22 protein-coding genes and 1 pseudogene are annotated in these 20,683 nt (G+C 70.2%); 17 read left to right on the top strand and 6 right to left on the bottom strand.

The genetic code is table 11. The features are described 5' to 3' along the window. Positions 1–92: 92 nt before the first annotated feature. Entirely contained in the window at positions 93–1,262 is a 1,170-nt protein-coding gene (locus IE99_RS30495) for a VldE C-terminal domain-containing protein (protein WP_169744457.1), read from the top strand. Between the two features lie 199 nt (positions 1,263–1,461). Here the strand turns inward: IE99_RS30495 and IE99_RS30500 are convergent, their stop codons facing one another. Next, positions 1,462–1,875 (bottom strand): hypothetical protein, encoded by a 414-nt coding sequence (locus IE99_RS30500; protein WP_051712832.1) that lies wholly within the window; start codon positions 1,873–1,875, stop codon positions 1,462–1,464. On the opposite strand from IE99_RS30500, the gene IE99_RS0119700 reads away from it, so the two are divergent. From IE99_RS0119700 to IE99_RS0119745, 10 genes are all read left to right on the top strand, one after another. Next, positions 1,865–3,115, top strand: coding sequence for a hypothetical protein (locus IE99_RS0119700; protein WP_030172684.1), 1,251 nt, complete (start codon positions 1,865–1,867; stop codon positions 3,113–3,115). The genes IE99_RS30500 and IE99_RS0119700 overlap by 11 nt on opposite strands. Before the next feature lie 13 nt (positions 3,116–3,128). Beyond that, positions 3,129–3,524: a hypothetical protein gene (locus IE99_RS0119705; RefSeq protein WP_030172687.1), complete on the top strand. Its 396-nt coding sequence runs from the start codon at positions 3,129–3,131 to the stop codon at positions 3,522–3,524. A 5-nt stretch (positions 3,525–3,529) separates the two neighbouring features. Further along, the gene (locus IE99_RS0119710) at positions 3,530–3,925 is read left to right on the top strand and encodes a DUF3592 domain-containing protein (protein ID WP_157610393.1); all 396 of its coding nucleotides are present in this window, start codon (positions 3,530–3,532) and stop codon (positions 3,923–3,925) included. Beyond that, a complete protein-coding gene (locus tag IE99_RS0119715; RefSeq protein WP_157610394.1) occupies positions 3,922–4,509 on the top strand; it encodes a hypothetical protein in 588 nt (195 codons plus the stop codon). The genes IE99_RS0119710 and IE99_RS0119715 overlap by 4 nt, the downstream gene beginning before the upstream one ends. A 151-nt stretch (positions 4,510–4,660) precedes the next feature. Beyond that, the gene (locus IE99_RS0119720; protein WP_245623275.1) at positions 4,661–5,266 is read left to right on the top strand and encodes a prepilin peptidase; all 606 of its coding nucleotides are present in this window, start codon (positions 4,661–4,663) and stop codon (positions 5,264–5,266) included. Positions 5,267–5,594: 328 nt separating this feature from the next. Continuing rightward, positions 5,595–6,992, top strand: coding sequence for a hypothetical protein (locus tag IE99_RS0119725; RefSeq protein WP_030172699.1), 1,398 nt, complete (start codon positions 5,595–5,597; stop codon positions 6,990–6,992). Continuing rightward, positions 6,983–7,519 carry a hypothetical protein gene (locus IE99_RS0119730; protein WP_157610395.1) on the top strand — a complete coding sequence of 179 codons (537 nt, stop codon included), beginning with the start codon at positions 6,983–6,985 and terminating at the stop codon, positions 7,517–7,519. The genes IE99_RS0119725 and IE99_RS0119730 overlap by 10 nt, the downstream gene beginning before the upstream one ends. Further along, positions 7,519–7,998 carry a DUF3592 domain-containing protein gene (locus IE99_RS0119735; protein WP_030172705.1) on the top strand — a complete coding sequence of 160 codons (480 nt, stop codon included), beginning with the start codon at positions 7,519–7,521 and terminating at the stop codon, positions 7,996–7,998. Before IE99_RS0119730 ends, IE99_RS0119735 begins: the two co-directional genes overlap by 1 nt. 79 nt (positions 7,999–8,077) lie before the next feature. Then, positions 8,078–8,509: a hypothetical protein gene (locus tag IE99_RS0119740; protein ID WP_030172707.1), complete on the top strand. Its 432-nt coding sequence runs from the start codon at positions 8,078–8,080 to the stop codon at positions 8,507–8,509. Positions 8,510–8,552: 43 nt separating this feature from the next. Next, positions 8,553–9,164: a prepilin peptidase gene (locus tag IE99_RS0119745; protein WP_030172709.1), complete on the top strand. Its 612-nt coding sequence runs from the start codon at positions 8,553–8,555 to the stop codon at positions 9,162–9,164. A gap of 40 nt (positions 9,165–9,204) precedes the next feature. Here IE99_RS0119745 and IE99_RS31335 read toward each other — a convergent pair whose 3' ends face one another. Together IE99_RS31335 and IE99_RS31995 are read right to left on the bottom strand one after the other, a co-directional pair. Next, positions 9,205–10,059 (bottom strand): OmpA family protein, encoded by an 855-nt coding sequence (locus IE99_RS31335; protein WP_245623276.1) that lies wholly within the window; start codon positions 10,057–10,059, stop codon positions 9,205–9,207. Continuing rightward, positions 10,056–10,652 (bottom strand): hypothetical protein, encoded by a 597-nt coding sequence (locus tag IE99_RS31995; RefSeq protein WP_157610396.1) that lies wholly within the window; start codon positions 10,650–10,652, stop codon positions 10,056–10,058. Before IE99_RS31995 ends, IE99_RS31335 begins: the two co-directional genes overlap by 4 nt. A 335-nt stretch (positions 10,653–10,987) precedes the next feature. On the opposite strand from IE99_RS31995, the pseudogene IE99_RS33685 reads away from it, so the two are divergent. After that, positions 10,988–11,305, top strand: a pseudogene (locus tag IE99_RS33685) (DUF3592 domain-containing protein); the annotation flags it as partial. 98 nt (positions 11,306–11,403) lie between these two features. Here IE99_RS33685 and IE99_RS0119755 read toward each other — a convergent pair. Beyond that, a complete protein-coding gene (locus tag IE99_RS0119755) occupies positions 11,404–12,864 on the bottom strand; it encodes an LCP family protein (protein ID WP_051712834.1) in 1,461 nt (486 codons plus the stop codon). Between the two features lie 523 nt (positions 12,865–13,387). Here IE99_RS0119755 and IE99_RS0119760 point away from each other — a divergent pair. From IE99_RS0119760 to IE99_RS0119780, 5 genes are all read left to right on the top strand, one after another. Further along, the gene (locus IE99_RS0119760) at positions 13,388–14,218 is read left to right on the top strand and encodes a hypothetical protein (protein ID WP_030172715.1); all 831 of its coding nucleotides are present in this window, start codon (positions 13,388–13,390) and stop codon (positions 14,216–14,218) included. A gap of 12 nt (positions 14,219–14,230) precedes the next feature. Then, complete coding sequence (locus IE99_RS0119765; protein ID WP_030172717.1) at positions 14,231–16,171, top strand: fumarate reductase/succinate dehydrogenase flavoprotein subunit; 1,941 nt, start codon at positions 14,231–14,233, stop codon at positions 16,169–16,171. Beyond that, positions 16,168–16,938 (top strand): succinate dehydrogenase/fumarate reductase iron-sulfur subunit, encoded by a 771-nt coding sequence (locus IE99_RS0119770; RefSeq protein ID WP_030172719.1) that lies wholly within the window; start codon positions 16,168–16,170, stop codon positions 16,936–16,938. The genes IE99_RS0119765 and IE99_RS0119770 overlap by 4 nt, the downstream gene beginning before the upstream one ends. 281 nt (positions 16,939–17,219) lie before the next feature. Further along, a complete protein-coding gene (locus tag IE99_RS0119775; protein WP_030172732.1) occupies positions 17,220–17,894 on the top strand; it encodes a Crp/Fnr family transcriptional regulator in 675 nt (224 codons plus the stop codon). A gap of 23 nt (positions 17,895–17,917) precedes the next feature. Next, positions 17,918–18,889: a LysR family transcriptional regulator gene (locus IE99_RS0119780; RefSeq protein ID WP_030172747.1), complete on the top strand. Its 972-nt coding sequence runs from the start codon at positions 17,918–17,920 to the stop codon at positions 18,887–18,889. Positions 18,890–18,910: 21 nt separating this feature from the next. On the opposite strand, the gene IE99_RS0119785 is transcribed toward IE99_RS0119780, so the two are convergent. Both IE99_RS0119785 and IE99_RS32000 read right to left on the bottom strand, forming a co-directional pair. Beyond that, complete coding sequence (locus IE99_RS0119785; protein ID WP_030172749.1) at positions 18,911–20,014, bottom strand: TolB-like translocation protein; 1,104 nt, start codon at positions 20,012–20,014, stop codon at positions 18,911–18,913. Next, the gene (locus IE99_RS32000; protein ID WP_211258871.1) at positions 20,011–20,535 is read right to left on the bottom strand and encodes a sigma-70 family RNA polymerase sigma factor; all 525 of its coding nucleotides are present in this window, start codon (positions 20,533–20,535) and stop codon (positions 20,011–20,013) included. The genes IE99_RS0119785 and IE99_RS32000 overlap by 4 nt, the downstream gene beginning before the upstream one ends. Between the last annotated feature and the right edge of the window lie 148 nt (positions 20,536–20,683).

Genomic DNA, 20,683 nt, shown 5'->3' on the forward strand with positions numbered 1-20,683 from the left:
GCACGATTGGGCCCTGGGACCCTGTGCCATCGGCACCACCTTGCCTAAGTTTGGGGTGATCATTCAGATCCGCGTCTCCGGTGGTGACTTGGGTGGGGTTCGGGCGTTATCGCCGGCACCGTGGCGATGAGGGGTCCACGCAGCTCGTCATGCTCATGGCCTGCGTGTGCACGGTCGCGCTCACGGTCATGCTCGTTCCGCTGGCCCAGGCCAACGACATGCGAACCCGGTCGCAGACCGGTGCCGACGCCGCCGCGATCGGAGCCGTCGTCCCGCTGCGGGACGCCGCCATCCGCGTCGCGATGATGGGCGAGCTGCCGGGTGACGTGGGCCTCTGGGCCGTCGCCCCCAACATCAAGGCGCCCCTGGGCGAGCTCCCCTACCAGCAGTCCGCGGAGGAGTACGCGCGCCGCAACAACACCGTCGTCACGGACCGGGTCGAGCCGTCCGGCGCCAAGGGCTACACGATGAAGGTGAAGGTGCGCAGCAGGGACTGCCGCCTCAAGAGCGAGGACGAGCTGACCGCCAAGGACCGGCAGGACCTCGCCCAGCGCAAGAACCTCTGCACCGACGCCGAGGGAAAGGTCGGCATCGCCAAGAGCTACGGCACCGCCACCGCGATCGCCGAGCTGCAGCTGCCGCCGTGCCGCGGGGTCAGCTACACCGTTCCGGGCACCCACGGCATGGTGACCTACAGCGAGCTGTGGTGCGCCGGCACGAGGATCTGGACGTCCGGCGGCTACCGGCACCCCCGCGAGGCGCTGCTGCGCATGTTCAAGATCCGTCTCGTCGCCAAGCCGGACGAGGAGTACAAGGGCCGGCCCGTCTTCCCCGGCGGCGAGGGCTTCAGCCCGATGCTGCCGGACGCCAGCATGTGCAGCGAGGGCGGCCCGCAGGGCGCCGAGAACATCACCCCCCGGATGCGCTGCGTCCGCGACCTGATCAAGCAGAAGTTCGGGGTGCCGAGGGGCATCGGCTGCTGGCGGGCGGACGGCGGCATCACCGGCGGCGGTGAGCACCCGCTCGGCCGCGCCTGTGACTTCATGATCAGTGCCGGAGCCCCGTCGGCCTCGGAGGCGGAGCTCGGCTTCGCCATCTCCAACTGGGCGCACGCCAACGCCACCAAACTCGGGATCTACTACATCATCTACCGCCAGCACATCTACAACCCCGCGCGGCACGCGGAGGGCTGGCGGCCGATGGAGGATCGCGGCAGCCTCACCCAGAACCATTTCGACCACGTGCACATCTCGGTTCTGTAAACCCCGGCGAGGCCGCCGGGACCCCGTGCCCCCGGCATTTCCCATGTTGGGCCCACGGATGGGCCCCTGGGCTCAATCGCTCGATCGTTCAGCGCCATAGCTTCGCCCTGTGCCGATAAGTGGACGGGAAGCGAACGGCGGGTAGCCGAAAAATGAACGGCGAGAAAAGTCTGCGCGATCGCGGCGAAGGCCCGGTCGGTTATCTCGCCGCGATCCTGCTCCTCGCCGCCGTCCTCGCGGCCGTCGCCGTCTCCGGGGTGGCCGCGGCCGTCACCACGGGCACCGAGAACGCCATCTGCAGGGTTCTCGCGGTGGGCGGCCTCAGCGACTGCGACGACGGAGGAGGCCGGCCGATCCCGCCGGGGACCAGCCCGAGCCCCTCCGGTACCGGGCCGAGCCCGTCGGGGAGCCCTTCGCCGAGTCCGAGCGGCACGACGCAGCCGAGCCCATCGGCGCAGCCCAGCCCCACCCCGTCGAGCCCGTCGCCGCGGCCGTCGGGAACGCCGACGCCGACACCGACGCCTTCGCAGACGCCGCCCGTCCGTCCGGTCAACCGGCCCGATCCGGTCTGCTCCGGTGACGCCGACACCGGGTACCGGGACGTGACGGTCATCGTGCCGGCGCGGTTCGTCAACGTCCGGGGGAGTGTCCGCGCGTTCTACTCGATCACCAAGATCATCGACAAGGACGGCAAGGTCCGCTGGCTCGTGAACGTCGGCGCCTTCGGGGAACTCGGTGTGGCGGCGCCAGAGATCCCCTTCCTGAAGGGCGTGTGGATCGGCGGCAACGGCACCGGCACCCAGACCTATTCGTTCGACAACGAGCAGGACGCGCGGGAGTTCCCCCGCAAGTACGCCGAGGCGCGCGCCAAACAGGCCCTCCAGCTCAACCCCGCCATCGCTCCGCTGCTCAACGTGCCGTTCCTCGGGGACAAGCTCCGGGACTGGCTCGGTGACACGTCGCTCCCGAAGGCGGACAAGACCGGGATCGAGGTGGGGCCGGCCGGCGGCGGGACGCCGAACATCAAACTCCCGGGCGAGATCGTGGACGCCTCGGCCCCGACGCGGTTCTGGTCGCTGGCGGGGGTCGCGCGGGACAAGGACGGCAACTGGATCCTCAACCTCCGGGACCGGGCGCTGACCGACCCGACCGTCATGGTGGACCTCAGCAAGCTTCCGAAACAGGTGCTGCAGCGGGGCACCGATGCCGTCCTGACGTATCTGGAGCAACAGGGGAAGAGCAAGTTCGGGTCGGAGTTCAAGGTGCCGGACAAGTTGCGAGACCAGATCGCCGCCGCCGTGAAGAGAGGGGTCAAGGCGGGGATGACCGTCGAGTTCATCGGTCAGAACGATCTGCAGTACACGCTGGACAAGCACGGGAATCCAGTGCGCTTGAACCGCTCCGTGACGTTCTCCTGGACGGCCCGGCTGCGGGGAAACGTCTCTCCTCTCGACAACGTCCCCATCACGGGTCAGGTGCCGCTGCCGGCGTTCAGCGGCGGCCGGACCACCACCAACTACGCGCTCGACCTGCGCGACCCGCAGGACCGGCGCGAGGCGACCCTGCTGTTCGCCCAGGGCGCCCTCACCTGGAAGGCGGGGATCGGATCCTTCCACAACCACCTGACGCCACAGGGGCGGAAACTCGACGAGCTCTTCCGGCGGCGTGGCACGGTGACAGAGCTGACGTACGACGAGTCCGCGGCGGGCCTCAGCGGTTCCATCGAGGCGCAGGGGCGACGGAAGGAGGGAGCGTTGCGCTTGGAGGGAGAGAACGGTCACTCCGTGCTGACCGGCGCGAAGATATGGCGAGATGGACAAGGATGGGTGCCGTGGACCGAATGCCATCGCTGACCGGGGCGGCGCGATGAAGCCGGGACTGCGCGCGGTCGCCGAGGGCGCGCTGACGATGGTGGGCACGCTCCTGCTGCTCATGCTCGGCGTCGTGATGGCCGGGCTGCTGCCCGCGGACACCGTCCTCAGCGAGGGGTTCTTCTGGACCGCGACGATGGTGGGCGCGCTCGTCCTGATGCTGGGCGGGGCGGCCGCCGCCGGGCTGGCGGTCCGGCGGCTGGACGCGTCCGGGCCGGTCCGGTACGGCGTGCCGCTCATCGGGCCGGCCGCGGTGGTCGCGCTCGTCGCCGTCCCGGCCTGGGCCGGCGGTGAGCACGCCGCCGGGCTGCTGTATCTCGGGTCGACGCTGCTCGGGGCCCTCGCCGGAATCCCGCTCGCCCCGCGGATCGCCGCCGCGCGGGGACGGTGACGGGCATGGCGATCGTCGTGGCGTCCGCCGTCACCCTGGCGGCCGTGGCGTTCCTCGTCGCCGCTCCGGTGTTCCTGGTCCGGCGGCTCGCGTTCCTGAGCCGCGCCGAGCGGGCGCTGGGCCATGTGCTGGACAGGGACGTCCAGCACGACGGGACCGGCGCGTCCACGGCCCGGCTCACGATCGGCTACCGGGTGACGGACGGCCGGGAGTTCACCCTCGAGCAGAAGGTGGATCGCGACCGCGGGGTCGGCGAGCCCGTCGAGGTGCTGTACGACCCTGTCGATCCCGAACGCGCGTACGTGCGGTTCGGTGTCGGATACGTGGCGGGGATGACCGCGGTCATGGTGGTGATGGGGCTCGGAATCGCCTACTTTGCTGTGGTTGTGATGTGGCGATGACGAGAGTGCGGGATGCGGTGGCCAGGGCGGCGGTCTTGGCGTGCGCGATCCTGATCGCGACCGGCTGTTCCGGGGACGGGGAGGCGGGAGGCGCCGGTGCGGCCCCGCCGACCCCGCCGCCGGGCTTCACCGTCTACAAGGGGGACGTGTACGCGTTCGCCCACCCGTCCGCCTGGGTCTTCCAGACCAGCACCGATGAACGCGGCTGGCCGATCGTCGAGGGCCATGATGCGGCGGCCGGGAACGACGGCAGCGGAGGCCAGGTCATCGTGTCCCGCGTCGACCGGTACGACGGCACGATGAACGACATGATGGTGCAGGCCAGGACGGTCACCCAGGTCAACGGGAGGCGTCTTGTCAGTGAGACGGCGGTGAAGGTGCCGGGAGCGCGCGAGGCGCGCCGCGTCGAGACCGAGTACGACGCCCGCTTCCAGGGCGGCCTCACCGTCCGGATCCGCAGCGTCGACATCTACGCCCTGACACCGGGCCGGACGATGCTCGATCTGACGGTGCGCGGAGCGCAGGCCAAGTTCGACGCGGCCGGGCTGGGCGCGGTGGTGACCAGCCTCACCGTCCAGCGCTGAACCGTCCGCGCTGAACGGGCCGCGCGGCCGCCGCGCGGGCTCGTCCGCACCATCGTGACCTTGTTGCCGCGACGCGCTGCTCGATAGCATTTCGGGCGATATCCGCGACCTGTGAGGCGAGGCCAGGGATGGTACGGCGGGACGAGTCGGCGTGACCGGGCCCGCGATCGAGGAGCCGTCCCGTCCGGTCTGGTCATGGCGCGCCGACTGGACCGAGCCGCTCAGGCGCGACCGCGTGCCGGTGGCCGTCGCGGCGGTCCTCGGCGTCGCGCTCCTCGCGTGGCGGCTGGGGCCCCGCCCCGACCTGCCCGCCTTCGCGTATCTGATGGTCGCCGGCGTCGCCCTCACGGCCGTGGACGTCCGGTTGCGCCGGCTGCCCGATCCGCTGACGCTCCCGTCCTACGTCGCGGGGCTCGTCCTCCTCGGAGCGGCGGTGCCGTTCACCGACGGCGGCGGCGGCCGCCTCACCGCGGCGCTCACGGGGCTCGCGGCGCTGTGGGCGCTGTTCGCGGTGCAGTGGTTCATCGTGCCGTCCGCGATGGGCTTCGGGGACGTGAAGCTGTCCGGCGTCCTCGGCCTCTACCTCGGCTGGCTCGGGCCGGACGCGTGGGTGCTGGGCGTCCTCGCCATGTTCCTGCTCGGCGGCCTGTACTCGGCCGCGCTGCTCGTCGTCCGGCGCGCGCGGTTCAGATCGACCATACCCTTCGGGCCCTTCATGCTCGCGGGCACCCTGACCGGGGTCCTGCTGTACGCCTGAGCCCTCACACAACGCTCAGGTGAATGGCTGGCGAATTGGCCGTGAATGAGTTTCGAATAATTGTTCCGGTTCCGCGAAATTGGGTCTTCCGATAGGCCCACGGACTCATGGTGGATTAGTGTTTTCCTGACAACGTCCACCTGTGCAGCAACGAGGCGGAATATCGGTACGGCGATCGGGCGCCGATCGCGGTGAGGGTGCGGTCTCCTATCTGGCCGTGCTGCTGCTCTGCGCGGCGATCGTCGCCGCGGTCGTGGTGGGCGGCGTCGGCGGACTGATATCCGACGGGATATCGGAAGGAATCTGCAAGGTTCTCAGGGCGGGTGGAATGGGGCAGAACTGTCCGCTGGATCCGGGCGGGAACCGTCCGGGAAAGGCGGCACCCGACCCGGACGAGCCGACGCAGCCATGTCTGGCGCAGTCCGAGAGCACCTATCTGGAGGAGACCGTCACCATTCCGACCCGGCGCGTCGACGGCCGCACCAACAGCCGTGGCACGGTCCAGCTGAACAAGCGGGTCGGCCCGGACGGAAAGCCGGTCTGGGAGGTCGTCGACTTCACCTGGGGCGAGGTGGGCGTCGCCACCCCGGAGGTCGGCGGGGGGCCGGTCAAGGGCGGCGTTTGGGGCGGGTACACCGTCACCAACGGCAAGGTCTACGGCGGCTTCCACGATGAGAAGGAAGCTCGGAGGTTCTTCGAGGACCTCAAGGAACACCGCATCGGCAGCGACGTGAAGTTCACCGTCCGCACGAATCCGGTCTCGGGCGGCCTCGTCTGGCTCGGCACCCGGCTGCCGTGGGTCGGCGACGACTTCGACCGGTACATGGGCGGCAGCGAACCCGACCGGAAGCCCACCTCGGAGTATCTGGACGACGGGCTCACCGGCGGAGTGAAGGCCGACATCGAACTCAGCTCCATCAAGGTTCCGCTCAAGGGCCGCGGCTGGGTGGTGACGGGCAGCCAGAACAATCTCCAGAACGGCGAGAAGACCACCTACTACACCCAGCGGGGCGAAGCGGAGGCCGGTGTCCAGATCGATGTCAGCCGGCTCGTCCGGCTCCTTCCGGAACCCGCGCGCACGCGTGCCAAGCAGGGCTTCGCGGATGGCATCGATGCCGTGATGGTGCTCGTCGAGCAGGAGCTCGGCAAGAACGGGCTCAAGATGCTCCCGGGCCAGCGCGCGCAGGTGAGGGCCGCGGTGAAGCTCAATCCGAGCATCGGGCTCAACTACAAGCACCGCGGCGGTACGACATGGGCCGTCACCCAGGACGAGAACGGCAACGTCGTGCGGCTCTCGCAGGTGCAGAACGGCCAGGACATCCTGTACGCCCGCGTCGACGGCAAGCTGAAGGCCGACGGGGAGGGCGCGAAGGCGCAGGGCACGCTCGGACAGCAGTGGATCCTGTTCGCCCAGCGCACCCTGACGGAGAAGACCATGGACGCCTCCAAGCCGGAGGAGCGCGAGGTCATCGAGCGGTACCTGCGCGACGGCGACGACGGCGCCGTCGAACGGGCCTGGGACGACGGCCTCGGCACCATGGGCCGGACCACCTACGACAACACGGGCGAAACCTCCAAGCTGGAGGCCAAGGGCGACGGCGGCGGCAAACCGAAATCCCGCTGGGGCATCTTCGAGATCGGCCGGGAGACCGAGAGGCACACGCTGCAGAGCGCGGAGTTCTACAAGCCCGGGACCGGGTGGGTGCCATGGGCGAAATGCCGATGAGGGTGCTCGCCGTCCTGGCCCTGTGCGCCCTGGCGGCCTGCTCACCGGAGGCCCGGGTCGGCGGCGTGCCCGTCCCGTCGGGATTCCAGGAGTACCGCACCGGCCAGTACGCCTTCGCGCATCCGGCGGGCTGGCGGCGCACGGAGGAGAGCGCGACCCTCACCGTGCTGGCCCCGCCGACGCCGGACGGCGTCCGCGACGGTCACATCCACGTCCAGCGCTACCGCGACTACCCGCAGGACTTCGCCACGGTGCTCGACCGGTTCCGCGGCATCGCACGGCTGAACCACTACCGGATCACTCTGAGCGAACCGGCGAAGCTCGCGGGAGCCGTCCGGGCCCACCGTTTCGAAGCGTCGTACGACCTGCGACTGGACGAGGACCGGCGCGTCCCGTACGCCCTCGTCGGCATGTACGCCCTGACCAAGGAGAAAACGCTCGTGGAATTCATGGTGCGGACGCCGCGGCGGTCCGCCGCCCAGGCGTCCGCGATCCTCTCCACCCTCCGCCTCCGGGAAAACGGATGATGGCGCGCCGAACCCTTCCCAGGATCCTCGCCCTCGGCTTCGGGATCGCGCTGCTCCTGCTCGTGTTCGACGCCCTGGAGGCCGCTCCCGACGCCGTACTGCTCGCCGTGATCATGGGCGCCGGCGGCCCCGCCATGGCCGCGCTCGCCCCGGTCTACCTGGTCCGCCGGCTGTGTTTCCGCGGCGGGGCCGCCCGCACGACGGGCACGGTCGAACGCTGTGAGGGCTTCTCGGACGACACCGTCTTCACCCTCACGATCCGTTTCCCGGACGTCGACGGTCGCGACCACGTCTTCACCGAGGACAACGCCCCGCGCCGCCCGGTGGGCGCCGAGGTGCCCGTCCTGTACGACCCGAGGCGCCCCGGGAGGGCGCGCCTCCACCGCAGCCCCGCCGTCGATGTGGCCGTCGCGGCGGCCATGTTCCTGGTCGGCGCCGTTCTCGGCTGCGCCTACTGGTGGGTGGGCGTTCCCCGATGACGGACGCTCGCATCAGGTACCGGTGGGATTCGCCGCCGTCCGCGTACGCGACGCCGCGGTCCCACGAGAGGGGGCAGGTGTGCGGATACGTACCGGAGTAGGGGCCGTCCTCCTCGGTGGCCTCGTCACCCTGGCCGGCACCCTCGCCGCGGCCGTCCTCGTCACCCTCGTCGTGATCGCCGCGCCCGGCCTGACCGGATCGGTGACCTTCCTGTGGGTTTCGGTGGCCGCCGCGGCGCTCCTGCAAGGCGTCCTCGGGTTCCTGGCCGCGCGCTTCGCCACCCGGCGCCTGGCCGCCACAGGCGTCCGTGTCGCCTGCCTCGCGTGCGCGGGCCCTTTCGCGGCGAGCCTGCTGACCCAGGCCGGTGTGGCGGCCGAAGGCCGCCCGGAGTGGGCGCTCCTGGTCGTCGGCGCTGCGCTGGCGGGCTCGGTCACCGGCTATGCGGCCACCGCGTCCCGCAGCCGTTCACCGGGGTTGTCCACAACTCGGCGTTCACGCGTCCGGGCCTGAGGCGGCGTGATGAGGTCGGGAGCCCGGACGAAAGGAGGGCTCCATGACCACGCCGCTGCTGCTGTCGGGCTTCCTCATCGGCGCGCTCGCCACCCCGCTCGCGGAACCGTACGCGGGTGAGACCAGGCCCGTCCACAGGCTGTACCTCGGCCTGGTGACGGCAGGGACCTTCGGTCTGCTCGGCCGTCGGATCGGCTCGGAACCGGTGCTCGCCGCCCTGCTGTACGTGGCCGCGGCGGGCGTCCTCCTGGCCCACATCGATTTGAAGGCCAAGAGGCTGCCGGACCGCCTCACGCTCCCGTCCTACGGGATCGCGGCCGCCCTGCTGGCGACGGCGGTCCCCTTCACCCACGACGGTCAACGCCGCTTCGCACACGCGCTTCTCGGCATGCTCGCCCTGCTCCTGCTCTACGCGGCGCAGGCGCTGGCGGTGCCGACCGGGCTCGGCTTGGGCGATGTGAAACTCTCCGGCGTGCTCGGGCTATGCCTGGGCTGGTTCGGCCAGGGGACATGGCTGACGGCCCTGCTGGCGACCCACGTCCTGGGCGCCTTCACCGCCGTCACCGTCATGGCCGCCCGGCGGACCCGCAAGACCGAGTTCGCGTTCGGTCCCCACATGCTCGCGGGAACCCTCATCGCCATCTCCACGACCTGACCCGAGGGGATGGCGGGCAGGGCACAGCCGATGAGGTGGCTCAAGCGATGGTGAGGCCGGTTGCGGTCGCTCCGACCTGGTGGTCCCAGGGGATGTGGAGGTCCACCGCGCGGAGTCGGGCCGGAGGCTTGTAGACGCCCCAGAGGACGACGCTCTCGCCGGGAGCCAGCTTGGTCTTCGCCTTGGGAGTGAAGGTGTAGCACTGGCAGTGGCCTACCGAGGTCTCCAACGGCCAGTAGCGGGTCTTCGTGGCGGGGTCGACGAGCATGACGCCTCCCGTGGCCCAGCCTCGGTTCCGCGGGGCGCTGCCGTGCAGGGTGATGTTCCGCTCGAGATGCTCGACGCTCGCTTCGGCGGCGCCCGTGTTCTTGATCGTCCAGACGAGGACGGCCAGACCCGACGCGCCCCGGTGCAGGCTGTTGACGGTGAACTCGAGCTCCCGCGGCTGCTCGATGCGCCCGCTCCTGAGGGCCGTCTTGTCGCCGGACCGGTACGGCTCGCCTGCCGCCGCGGGAGCAGCGGCGTCGATCGGGCGGGTGAAGGAAACGGCCACCCGCCGGTTCTTGCGCCGCCCTTCGTCGCTGTCGTTGGACGCGATCGGCTGCGACGAGCCGTGCCCGGCGGCCTGGAACGCGATGCCCTGCCGGGTGACCAGCCCCTTCAGCCGTTCGACCACGGCCTGGGCCCGGCGTTCGGAGAGCGGCTCGTTGATCGCGTCGTCGCCGGTGGAGTCCGCGTGGCCGTCGACCTTGACGGTGCTGCCCTTTGAGGCGTTGATCTGCTGGGCCACCTGGCGGAGCAGGGCGTCGGCGCGCGGCGTCAGGTCGGCCTTGTTCACGGCGAAGAGCACATCGGACGACAGCTGCACGCTGCGGTCGTCGGCGTTGTCGCTCACACCGAACTCCACGCCCTCGGAGACGCTGACCACCGGCAGGATCCGGGGGCGCTGAGCTTGACCGTGGCGGGATCGATCTGGTCCGGAAGCGGTGGAACGGCTCCCTTGCCCAGCGGCACGTCGTGGAACGGCATGGCGTTCGGCGCCGTCACCGTCACCCGTTCGACGTCGGCGGGCGGTGCGGGGAAAACGGCGTAGATGTCGGCTGACGCGCCCGGTGCAAGGGTCTGAATCTTGGAACAGAGGCAGGTGGGGGCGGTCGTGTGCAACGGCATATGAAGCTTGTTGTTCCGCCCGTCGAGCAGTCCGAGACCGCTGACGGTGAGAATGCTCCCCGCCTGCGGGTCGTTGGATCGGTCGCCCAAGGGACCGGCCATATCGAGTGGTGCGCGGCCGTCATTGACCACTCTGAATCGGCCGGTCACCGTGGTTTCGGACGTCCGATTCAGCGCGACCAGATCGATGTGCGCCGGCCCGCCCGCGTGTGCGAAGGCAACCGACCGGCGCTCACCGGACGAGGTCGCCTGTCTCGCCTTATCCGTACCCGGCCCGCCTCCGGAATCGTCGCCGCCTCCACCGCAGGCCGAGAGCATGAGAACACCCGCAGACGCTGCGATAACGCCGCGCCGTACCCGCGTCCGACCCGCCGAGGCGAACAAGTACACGACGACCTCTTCCCTTGATGACAGGTGCAGTTGGGCATCATAGGGAAGGCGCCGGTGCGGTTCTATCAAGGGAAGGGGCCTCGGTGAGCGGATATGCGTCGCTGCCGCCAGGGCGCGTCACAGCCTAAGAGGTCCTACGCAAGCTCGAAAGTTGAGACCCGACTCGGCGCCGTGCCTATGATGCACGGGACCGGAAGCCGACCAATGCGATCGACACCGTTGATGGAGGCCGGTCGGCCCAGGCCATGGAACGGGGGTCGGGGATGTCCGGCTGGTTCTTCCCGCTGGTTCTTGGTGGGCTCGGCGCTCTGTTCGTGTTCGGTGGCGTTCAGCAGTTCCGGAGCACGCGGGCCTTTCTCGCGTCGGCGCATCGGGTTCCCGGGATCGTCACGGGGACGCGGCAGGAGTGGGGCGCCGACTCCTCCTACAAGTATTACCCGGAGTTGCGTTTCCGTACGCTGGACGGCGTCGAGGTGGAGACGGTCGGGCGCACGACCGCGCCCACGGGGATCGGCGTCGAGATGATGCGCGGCCGTCAGGTCCGGGTGCTCTACAACCCGGAGAACCTCCGGGAGGCCACCATCGACACCTCCTCCGGACGGGGTGCCGGGAATGCCGTCGTCTTCGTGGTCCTGGGTGTGTCTGCGTCCTCGGCGGACTCGCCCTCGCGGTGTTCTAGCTACTTGCAGGGGTTCTGGCCGCCCTTCACGCCGGCGGGGATCTTGTTGAGGGCCGGAACCAGGCGGACGCCGTTCTTGCCTATCACGAGGCGGACGCCGTCCTTGGGGGCCTTGGGGTCCGAGGTGAGGACCGCGTTGGGGACGACGCGGGCGAGTACCGAGCCTTTCGCTTCGTTCTCCGCCGTGTAGACGATGCCGCTCTCGGATGCGTCGCCGGCCTTCTCGACCTTCTTCGCGACGTCGAAGCCGCGGCGGCCGAGTTGCGCCGTGATGCGCTCGACCAGCTTGTCGTCGGCGCCCGCGTCCACGACGGTGACCTTCACCTGCTTCGGTTCCGGGAGTTTCCGCCGGTTCTTCGGCGCCGGTGGTTCGGCGGGCAGGTCGTTGTCGTGGCGGATGGCCTCGAAGAGCTCCTTCGCGCGCTTGCCGTTCCACTGGACGCGGTTCGGGTCGGGCTTGTATCGCTCGGTGGGGACGGTGACGAAGCGGACCTGGCCGGCGCTCATTCCGCGCAGGCCGTCGGCGAGTTTCCGCATGGCGGACAGGTCGAGTTCGTCGTCCGTCGTCATCGACTTCGCGGCGGCCTTGAGGAACTTGTAGGTCTTCGCCGGGTCGGAGAGGACGGAGTCGCCCGCCTTGTCGACGACGGACGCCATGAACTTCTGCTGCCGTTCGATCCGCTCCAGGTCGGAGCCGGTGCCGAGGGAATAGCGGGCGCGGACGTAGCCGAGCGCCTGCTCGCCCTTCACCGTCTGCTTCCCGGCCTTCAAGTACAGCTCGGCGCGCGGGTCGTGGACGGGCTTGTCGACGCAGATCTGGACGCCGCCGAGGGCGTCGACCATCTTCTTGAAGCCGGAGAAGTCGATCTGCACGAAGTGGTCGATGTGGATGCCGGTGAGCGATTCGAGGGTCTTCCAGGTGCAGGTCGGCCCGGCGAACGCGAAGGCGCTGTTCAGCATCCCGAACCGGCCGGGGACGGTGCCGCCCTTCTCCTTCTTGCAGTCCGGGATCTTCACCATGGAGTCGCGGGGGAAGCTGATGCCGACGGCCTGGTCCCGGTTCGGCGACAGATGCAGGATGATCGCGGTGTCGGAGCGCGCTCCCGACATCCCGGCGGCGGCGCCGTAGCGGGCGTTGTCGCCGTCGCGGGTGTCCGATCCGATCAGCAGGATGTTGAGCGACTTGTTGAGCTTCGCCGGACGGTTCGTCCCGAGCTGGTCGCGGACGTCCTTCTGCTCGATCCCGCCGACCAGGTTGTGGTACAGCCCCGCCGCGCCCGCTCCGCCGAGCAGGACGACGGCGGTCATGCCGAGGGCCGTCCGCCGGAGGATCTTCCGGCGCCGCGTCCGCCGCCCGTCGGGCTTCGCCGTCTCACCGCCCGGCTCCGGCATCTCGGGGCCGGGCGCTTCCCCGGTGCGGTTCCCCGCGAGATCGTCGTGGCCGGGGTCGTCGTCGCTCATCGGTCCTGTTTCAGGCGGGCCCCGTCCAGGGCGCGTGGTTCTGGTTACTTGTCAGTTTAGGGCGCAGATGTGGTCTCTCTTGTTGGATGAGAGATCTGTCGGGTTTGTTGGCATCTCGCGATCGCGTCCTCGCCCTTTCCCCGCGCCGGGACGGACCGGCGCGCAGGCGCGGTTCCGTGTGCGTGATGAGCGATCGGCGGTCCCGCGAAAGAGGTCGCGATCATGCCGTCCGGTGCTCGTGTCGATTCTGTCCGGCAATCACCACAGGCTGTGAGAGTCGCACCCCGCCGTACCGGGCTCCGGTCGCTAAAGTCTGTGGTCAGGGTCACATCCGGCCCTCGCTGTTATGTATGTCACAGGTACCGGCGGGTGGCGTAGTGTGCGCTTCGCTGGATGGGCACACGGGGCGTCACCGCCCGCATGCGGTCACGTAGGCGCGGGCCTCATCGGAGGCGCGGGGCCGCATGGTGCGCTCAGACCGTGGTACGGGGACACGACCGACCCGAGCTCAGGAGAGCGATCGATGAGCACTGTGGAGGCGCCGGCCAAAACGCGCGCCCAGATCAAGGAACGCACGCTCCGCAAGGACAACTGGCGCAAGTATCCGCTCACCACCTTCATCATCTTCACCGCGTGGGTGGCGTACGCGACCGTCCGGGCCTTCTGGGGCTCCGCGTTCTACGTCCCGGAGTTCCATTACCTGACGCCGTTCTACTCGCCGTGCCTGAACGAGATCTGCAACAGCGTCACGGTGGACGGGCACACGGGCAGCGCGGCGGAGTTCGGCACGTTCCTGCCGGCGGAGACGCGCGGCTGGATCCCGTTCGCGGCGGTCTCGCTGCCGTTCCTGCTGCTGTTCCGCCTGACCTGCTACTACTACCGCAAGGCGTACTACCGGTCGTTCTGGCTGTCGCCGTCGGCGTGCGCCGTCCAGGAGCCGCACAAGAAGTACACGGGCGAGCGCCGCTTCCCGCTCATCGGCCAGAACCTGCACCGCTACTTCTGGCTGGCCGCCGTCCTCATCTCGCTCGTCAACACCTACGACGCGATCCTCGCCTTCCACGGCAAGGACGGCGGGTTCGGCATCGGCCTCGGCACGATCATCCTGGTCGCCAACGTGGTCCTGCTGTGGCTCTACACGCTGTCGTGCCACTCGTGCCGGCACATCGTCGGCGGACGGTTGAAGAACTTCTCCAAGCACCCCTTCCGGTACCGGATGTGGGGCTGGGTGTCGAAGATCAACCAGCGGCACGGGATGTACGCCCTCATCACGCTGGGCTCGCTCGTGGTCGCCGACCTGTATGTCGCGCTGGTGGCCAGCGGCACCATCTCCGACCTGCGCATCTTCAACTGAGGCCGAGGAATCATGACTGAGATCGAGAGGCACTCGTACGACGTCGTGGTGATCGGCGCCGGCGGCGCCGGGCTGCGGGCGGCGATCGAGGCCCGCCTCCAGGGCAAGAAGACCGCGATCATCTCCAAGTCGCTGTTCGGCAAGGCGCACACGGTGATGGCGGAGGGCGGCGCGGCGGCCGCGATGGGGAACGTCAACCCCAACGACAACTGGAAGGTCCACTTCCGCGACACGATGCGCGGCGGGAAGTTCCTCAACAACTGGCGGATGGCGGAGCTGCACGCCAAGGAGGCGCCCGACCGCGTCTGGGAGCTGGAGCACTGGGGCGCGCTGTTCGACCGCACCCGGGACGGGAAGATCAGCCAGCGCAACTTCGGCGGCCACGAGTACCCCCGGCTCGCGCACGTCGGCGACCGGACCGGCCTGGAGCTGATCCGCACCGCGCAGCAGAAGATCGTCGCGCTCCAGCAGGAGGACCACCGCGAGTTCGGCGACTACGACGCCCGCCTCAAGGTGTGGGCCGAGACGACCGTGACGCGGCTGCTCAAGGACGGCGACCGGATCTCCGGCGCGTTCGGCTACGTCCGGGAGACCGGCAGGTTCGTCGTGTTCGAGGCGCCCGCGGTGGTGCTCGCGACGGGCGGCATCGGCAAGGCGTTCAAGGTGACGTCCAACTCCTGGGAGTACACCGGCGACGGCCACGCGCTGGCGATGCTGGCGGGCGGGACGCTGCTGAACATGGAGTTCGTCCAGTTCCACCCGACGGGGATGGTCTGGCCGCCGTCCGTCAAGGGCATCCTCGTGACGGAGTCGGTGCGCGGCGACCGCGGCGTCCTGAAGAACTCCGACGGCAAGCGGTTCATGTTCGACTACATCCCCGAGGTGTTCAAGGCGCAGTACGCCACCACCGAGGAGGAGGGCGACCGCTGGTACGACGACCCCGACAACAACCGGCGCCCCCCGGAGCTGCTGCCGCGCGACGAGGTCGCCCGCGCGATCAACTCCGAGGTGAAGGCCGGACGCGGATCGCCGCACGGCGGGGTCTTCCTCACCGTCGTCGACCGGATGCCGGGCGGCGCGGAGGAGATCCGGCGGCGGCTGCCCGCGATGCACCACCAGTTCAAGGAGCTGGCCGACGTCGACATCACCAAGGAGGCGATGGAGGTCGGCCCCACCTGCCATTACGTGATGGGCGGCGTGGAGGTCGACCCCGACACGGGCGCCGCGCTCGTCCCGGGCCTGTTCGCTGCGGGCGAGTGCTCCGGCGGCATGCACGGCTCGAACCGGCTCGGCGGCAACTCGCTGACCGACCTGCTGGTGTTCGGGCGGCGGGCCGGGCTCGGCGCGGCCGAGTACATCGACGGGCTGGACGCGCGTCCGGCCGTCCCTGAGACGGAGATCGCGGCGGCGCGGGACGAGGCGCTCGCCCCGTTCCAGCGCGAGGGCGGCGAGAACCCGTACGCGGTCCATGCCGAGCTGCAGCAGACGATGAACGAGCTCGTCGGCATCATCCGCAAGGAGGGCGAGCTCCAGCAGGCCCTCGAAGCCCTCGACAAGCTGCGCGAGCGCGTCGCGAACGTCGGCGTCGAGCCCGTCGCGGTGAACGACGGGCGCGGTTACCACCCCGGCTGGCATCTCGCCCTCGACCTGCGCAACATGCTGATCGTGTCGGAGGCGATCGCGAAGGCGGCGCTGGAGCGGCGGGAGAGCCGCGGCGGCCACACCCGCGACGACCATCCCGGCATGTCGGCCGAATGGCGGAAGGTGAACCTCGTCTGCCGGCTCGACGGCGACCGCGTGCAGCTGACGCGGCAGCCGATGCCGCCGATGCGCGACGACCTGATCGGGCTGTTCGAGAGCGACGAGCTGAAGAAGTACCTCACGGCCGAGGAGATGCCGGGCGCAGCGGGCGCCACCGCGGCCGACGCGCTGGACAAGGAGGACGACCGATGAGCTACCAGGCGAAGTTCCGGGTCTGGCGCGGCGACGAGGGCGCGGGGGAGCTCACCGACTACACCGTCGAGGTGAACGAGGGCGAGGTCGTCCTCGACATCATCCACCGGCTGCAGGCCACGCAGGCGCCCGACCTCGCCGTCCGGTGGAACTGCAAGGCGGGCAAGTGCGGTTCCTGCTCGGCGGAGATCAACGGCATGCCGCGGCTGCTGTGCATGACGCGGATGTCGACGTTCGACCCGGACGAGACGATCACCGTCACGCCGGTCCGGACGTTCCCCGTCATCCGCGACCTCGTGACGGACGTGTCGTTCAACTACCAGAAGGCGCAGCAGATCCCGTCGTTCGACCCGGGCGACGTGAAGCCGGGCGAGTTCCGGATGCGGCAGGAGGACGTGGAGCGCTCGCAGGAGTTCCGCAAGTGCATCGAGTGCTTCCTGTGCAACAACGTCTGCCACGTCATCCGCGACCACGAGGAGAACAAGCCGGGCTTCGCGGGGCCGCGGTTCCTCATGCGGATCGGTGAGCTGGAGATGCACCCGGCCGACGTCGCGGACCGCCGCAACATCGCGCAGGACGACCACGGCCTCGGCTTCTGCAACATCACCAAGTGCTGTACCGAGGTCTGCCCGGAGCACATCAAGATCACCGACAACGCGCTGATCCCGATGAAGGAGCGGGTCGTGGGCCGCCGCTACGACCCGATCGTCTGGCTCGGCTCGAAGCTCGGAATCGTGAAGAAGGGCCAGGACACCCCGTCCGCCTGACCCCCTGGGTCCGCCTGAGCGCCTTCATCCCCGGACGCCCCCTGCACCGCGCCGGCAGGGGGCGTCCGTCGTGCCGGGGGTCACCGGAGCAGCGCACAAGACGGCGGGCGGCGTCCCCCGTCGTCGCCGCCCGCCGTACCGCCGTTCCCCATGAACGCCGCGTCCACCCTCGCCCACCACACGTCCCGGTTATAGGGAGAAGTACACACAACGGGTGATTCGTCCGTGATTTGTTCTCCCGTCCTCCCCGTACGCGGCGCGTTCGCCTTAGCGTGGACGCCATGAGCCTCCCCCTTCCCGGCTCGTTCCTCGCCGAGCTCACCTCCGAGGAGCGGGACGACCTGGACACGCGCGGACGGATCCGCGACTTCACGCGGGGGGAGACGCTCTTCATCGAGGGGGAGGCGACCGACTGGGTCGCCGTCCTGCTGCGGGGCCGCGTGAAGGCGTTCTCCTACCGCGACCACGGCGGCGAGGCGCTGCTGGCCGTCCGCGAACCGGGCTCGCTGCTCGGGGAGGTCGCCGCCATCGACGGCTTCCCGCGCTCGGCGTCCGTGGCCGCGATGGAGCCGGTGCGGGTGCGCGCCCTCACCGCGGAGGAGTTCCGGGCGTTCCTCCAGGCGCACGGCCGGGTGTCCCTGATCATCATGCGGATGCTGTGCCAGCGTTGGCGGGACGCCGACCGCAAGCGCGTCGAGTTCGGCATGTTCGACGCGACGGGCCGCGTCGCGCAGCGCCTCGTCGAGCTGGCCGAGCGCTTCGGCGTCCCCTACGACGACCGGAGCGTCCGCATCACCCTCGACATCACGCAGGACGAGCTGGCCGGCTGGGTCGGCGCGTCCCGCGAGGCCGTCAGCAAGGCGCTGCGTACGCTCCGCGACCACGGCTGGGTCGAGACGGGACGCCGCCGGATGATCGTCCATGACCTGCAGGCCCTCCGCCGTCACGCCCGCTGAGGGCCGCCCGTACCCTGTGCAGGATGCAGCTGCAGCAGCTCACCTACTTCGTCGCGGTCGCGGAGGTACGCCACTTCACGCAGGCCGCCGAGCTGCTGCGCGTCGCCCAGCCGTCCCTGTCCAAGCAGATCAGGGCGCTGGAGGCCGAACTCAACGTCTCCCTGTTCAGCCGCGCCCGCGGCAACATCACCCTCACCCCCGCGGGCGAGGCCCTCCTCCCGCTGGCGAAGCGGATACTGGCCGACGTGGAGACCGCGCGCCTGGAGGTGCAGGAGCTCGCGGGCCTCCGGCGCGGCCGTGTCAGGCTCGGCGCCACACCGTCCCTCTGCGCGGGTCTCCTCGGGGACGTCCTGCGCCGCTTCCACGACGCCTACCCCGGCATCCAGCTCATGGTGGAAGAGGGCGGGTCGCGGGATCTCGTCCGGGAACTCACGCGCGGTTCCCTCGACCTGGCTCTCGTCATCCTCCCCCTGCACGGCGACCCGCCACTGGAGACCGTGCCCATCCTGCGCGAGTACCTGGTCGTCGCGTCCCCCGAGGGCCCCCACACCAGGGCCGCGAACATGCCGCGCCGCTCGCCCCTGCGCATCGAGGACCTCCGCGACCGCCCCCTCGTCATGTTCCGCTCCGGCTACGACCTCCGCGAAGCGACGATCAACGCCTGCCGGGCGGCCGGGTTCGAGCCGACGTTCGCCGTCGAGGGCGGCGAGATGGACGCCGTCCTGCGCTTCGTCGAGGCGGGCCTCGGCATCGCGGTCGTCCCCAGCATGGTCCTCGCCGGACGCCCCGGCCTGCGCGGCACGCCCCTCGTCTTCGCCGACAAGGCCGACGACCAGCGCGGCTCCGGCCTCCTGCGCACCATCGCCCTGGCCCACCGCAAGGACGTCGAACCCACCCACGCCGCCCGCGCGTTCCGCGACGTCCTGGAGTCCTTCCTCATCGAGGCGGGCCTGGCCGGAAGCCTCCCGGCGGGCGTGGAAACCCTCGTCCACTAGGGACGGCTCCGCGAGGCGTCTTCACCAGGCGTAGAAGTGGGCGTCGTAGATGTGCGTGAGGCGGAGTGCGGTGGTGGAGCGCTGAGAGGTCGCGAGATCGATGCGCTCCCAGGCGCCGTTCCGGATGAAGAGGACATGCCGACCGGACGCGTCCACGGTCGGGCGGCTGCGCATGCCGGATGCGTCGGTCCACCGGCCCAGTTCCCGAACGGGCCGACCCTGCGGCGAGAGCACCATGAGCCGGACGGCCTTCCCGCCGACATAGGCGACGTGTGATCCGTCGGGGAGCAGCGCGGGGGGCGTCCTGTCCCCTTCGCCGACGGGCCGGTCGACCGGTGGCGCCTGCCGTGTGGCGCCCGGATCGACCGTGCCGGTCGACCGCCTGGATGCCCAGCGCAGCCTGCGCCCGTCGGTCGTCCAGGTGAGCGAGAGGACATCGGCCTGGGTACCCCACAGTCGCCGTGCCCCGGTACCGAGGTCCCACAGGACGATCGCGTCGCCGCGCGGGGTCCCGGCCACCATGGCGAGGCGGGTGGCGTCGGGCGAGACGGCGACCGCGTCGGCCGTCCCCCACAGCGCGGGCTGGTGCGTCGAGGACGCGTCGAGTCCCGGGACGACGGTGCCGATGTCGGGCGTGGACGGTGCCCGCACGACCACGCTGGCCTTGCCCGGCCGCCCCTGGCCGTCCACGTGGATGCGAGCGACGACCGAGTGGCCCGACGCCGACAGAACCGTGAAGAAGAACGTGCGGTTATCGGCCGCCGCCGACGCAGGGCCGGGGGAGGGGGGCAAGGTCGTCCTTTCCGGGAGACGAACGGTGCCGCGTACCCGCCCGGACGCGACATCCACGATCTCGATCTTCCGCTCAGAGACCCGCATCGCCAGCGTCGGGGTCGCAACAGGCTCGACGGGGGTGACAGGCCTGCCCTGCGGCTCGTCCCGTCCGCCCACAACGGCGACCGCCACGACGATCGCCAGCACGGCCATGACGGGCAGGACCACCCACACCCTCCGCGACGGACGGCCCCGGGGCGCCGTATTCCAGTCCGGCTCCACCGGAGCGGGCACGTCCGTCGTCCTGTCCCGGAAGGCCGCGCGGATCAGGTCGTCCAGGGATGCGGTCATCGGTTCTCTCCCATCAGGGCTTCGAGGCTGCGCAGCGCGCGCGAGATCGTCGACGACACGGTGCCGCGGCTCACCCGCAGCGTTGCGGCGATCTGGTGGTCGTCGAGATCGAGGAAGTACCGCAGCACCAGCACCTCGCGCTGCCGCCGGGTGAGTCGGTCCAGGCAGGCCAGGACCTCGGCCTGCTCATGGCGCAGCATCGCGGTGGTCTCCGCCGACCCCTCCGGCACGCGGTGGTGGACCCGTGCTCGCACGGCGGCCCGGCGCCGCCGCATCGCCGACCGGCATCCGTTGACCACCGACGTGCGGAGGTACGCCTCGGGGCTGTCCGGAGGCCCCTTCTTCGTCCAGCGGCGGTGCAGGCCCAGGAACGCCTCCTGCACCACCTCTTCCGCCGCGCCCTCGTCGTCGATCAGCAGCACCGCGCTTCGCACCAGCATCCGCGCGTGCCTGTGGAACAGCTCCGACACCATCTCGCTCACGGTGTCGGCCGCTCTCGTCCTTGCCGCGTTCTCCTGCACGTCCGGCGCCGCCTTCCCATGGGCCTCTACAAGAGAAGACGCCCGACGCGCCCGGATGCTGAATCCCGAACCGGAAATGGGCCCCCGGCGGTTCGTCCGGGGCCATCCCGGACGCGGTGCCGGATGTCTTCCGTGCCGGCTCCCGCTA

Source organism: Spirillospora albida (genome assembly GCF_000718255.1).
Classification (GTDB): domain Bacteria; phylum Actinomycetota; class Actinomycetes; order Streptosporangiales; family Streptosporangiaceae; genus Spirillospora; species Spirillospora albida.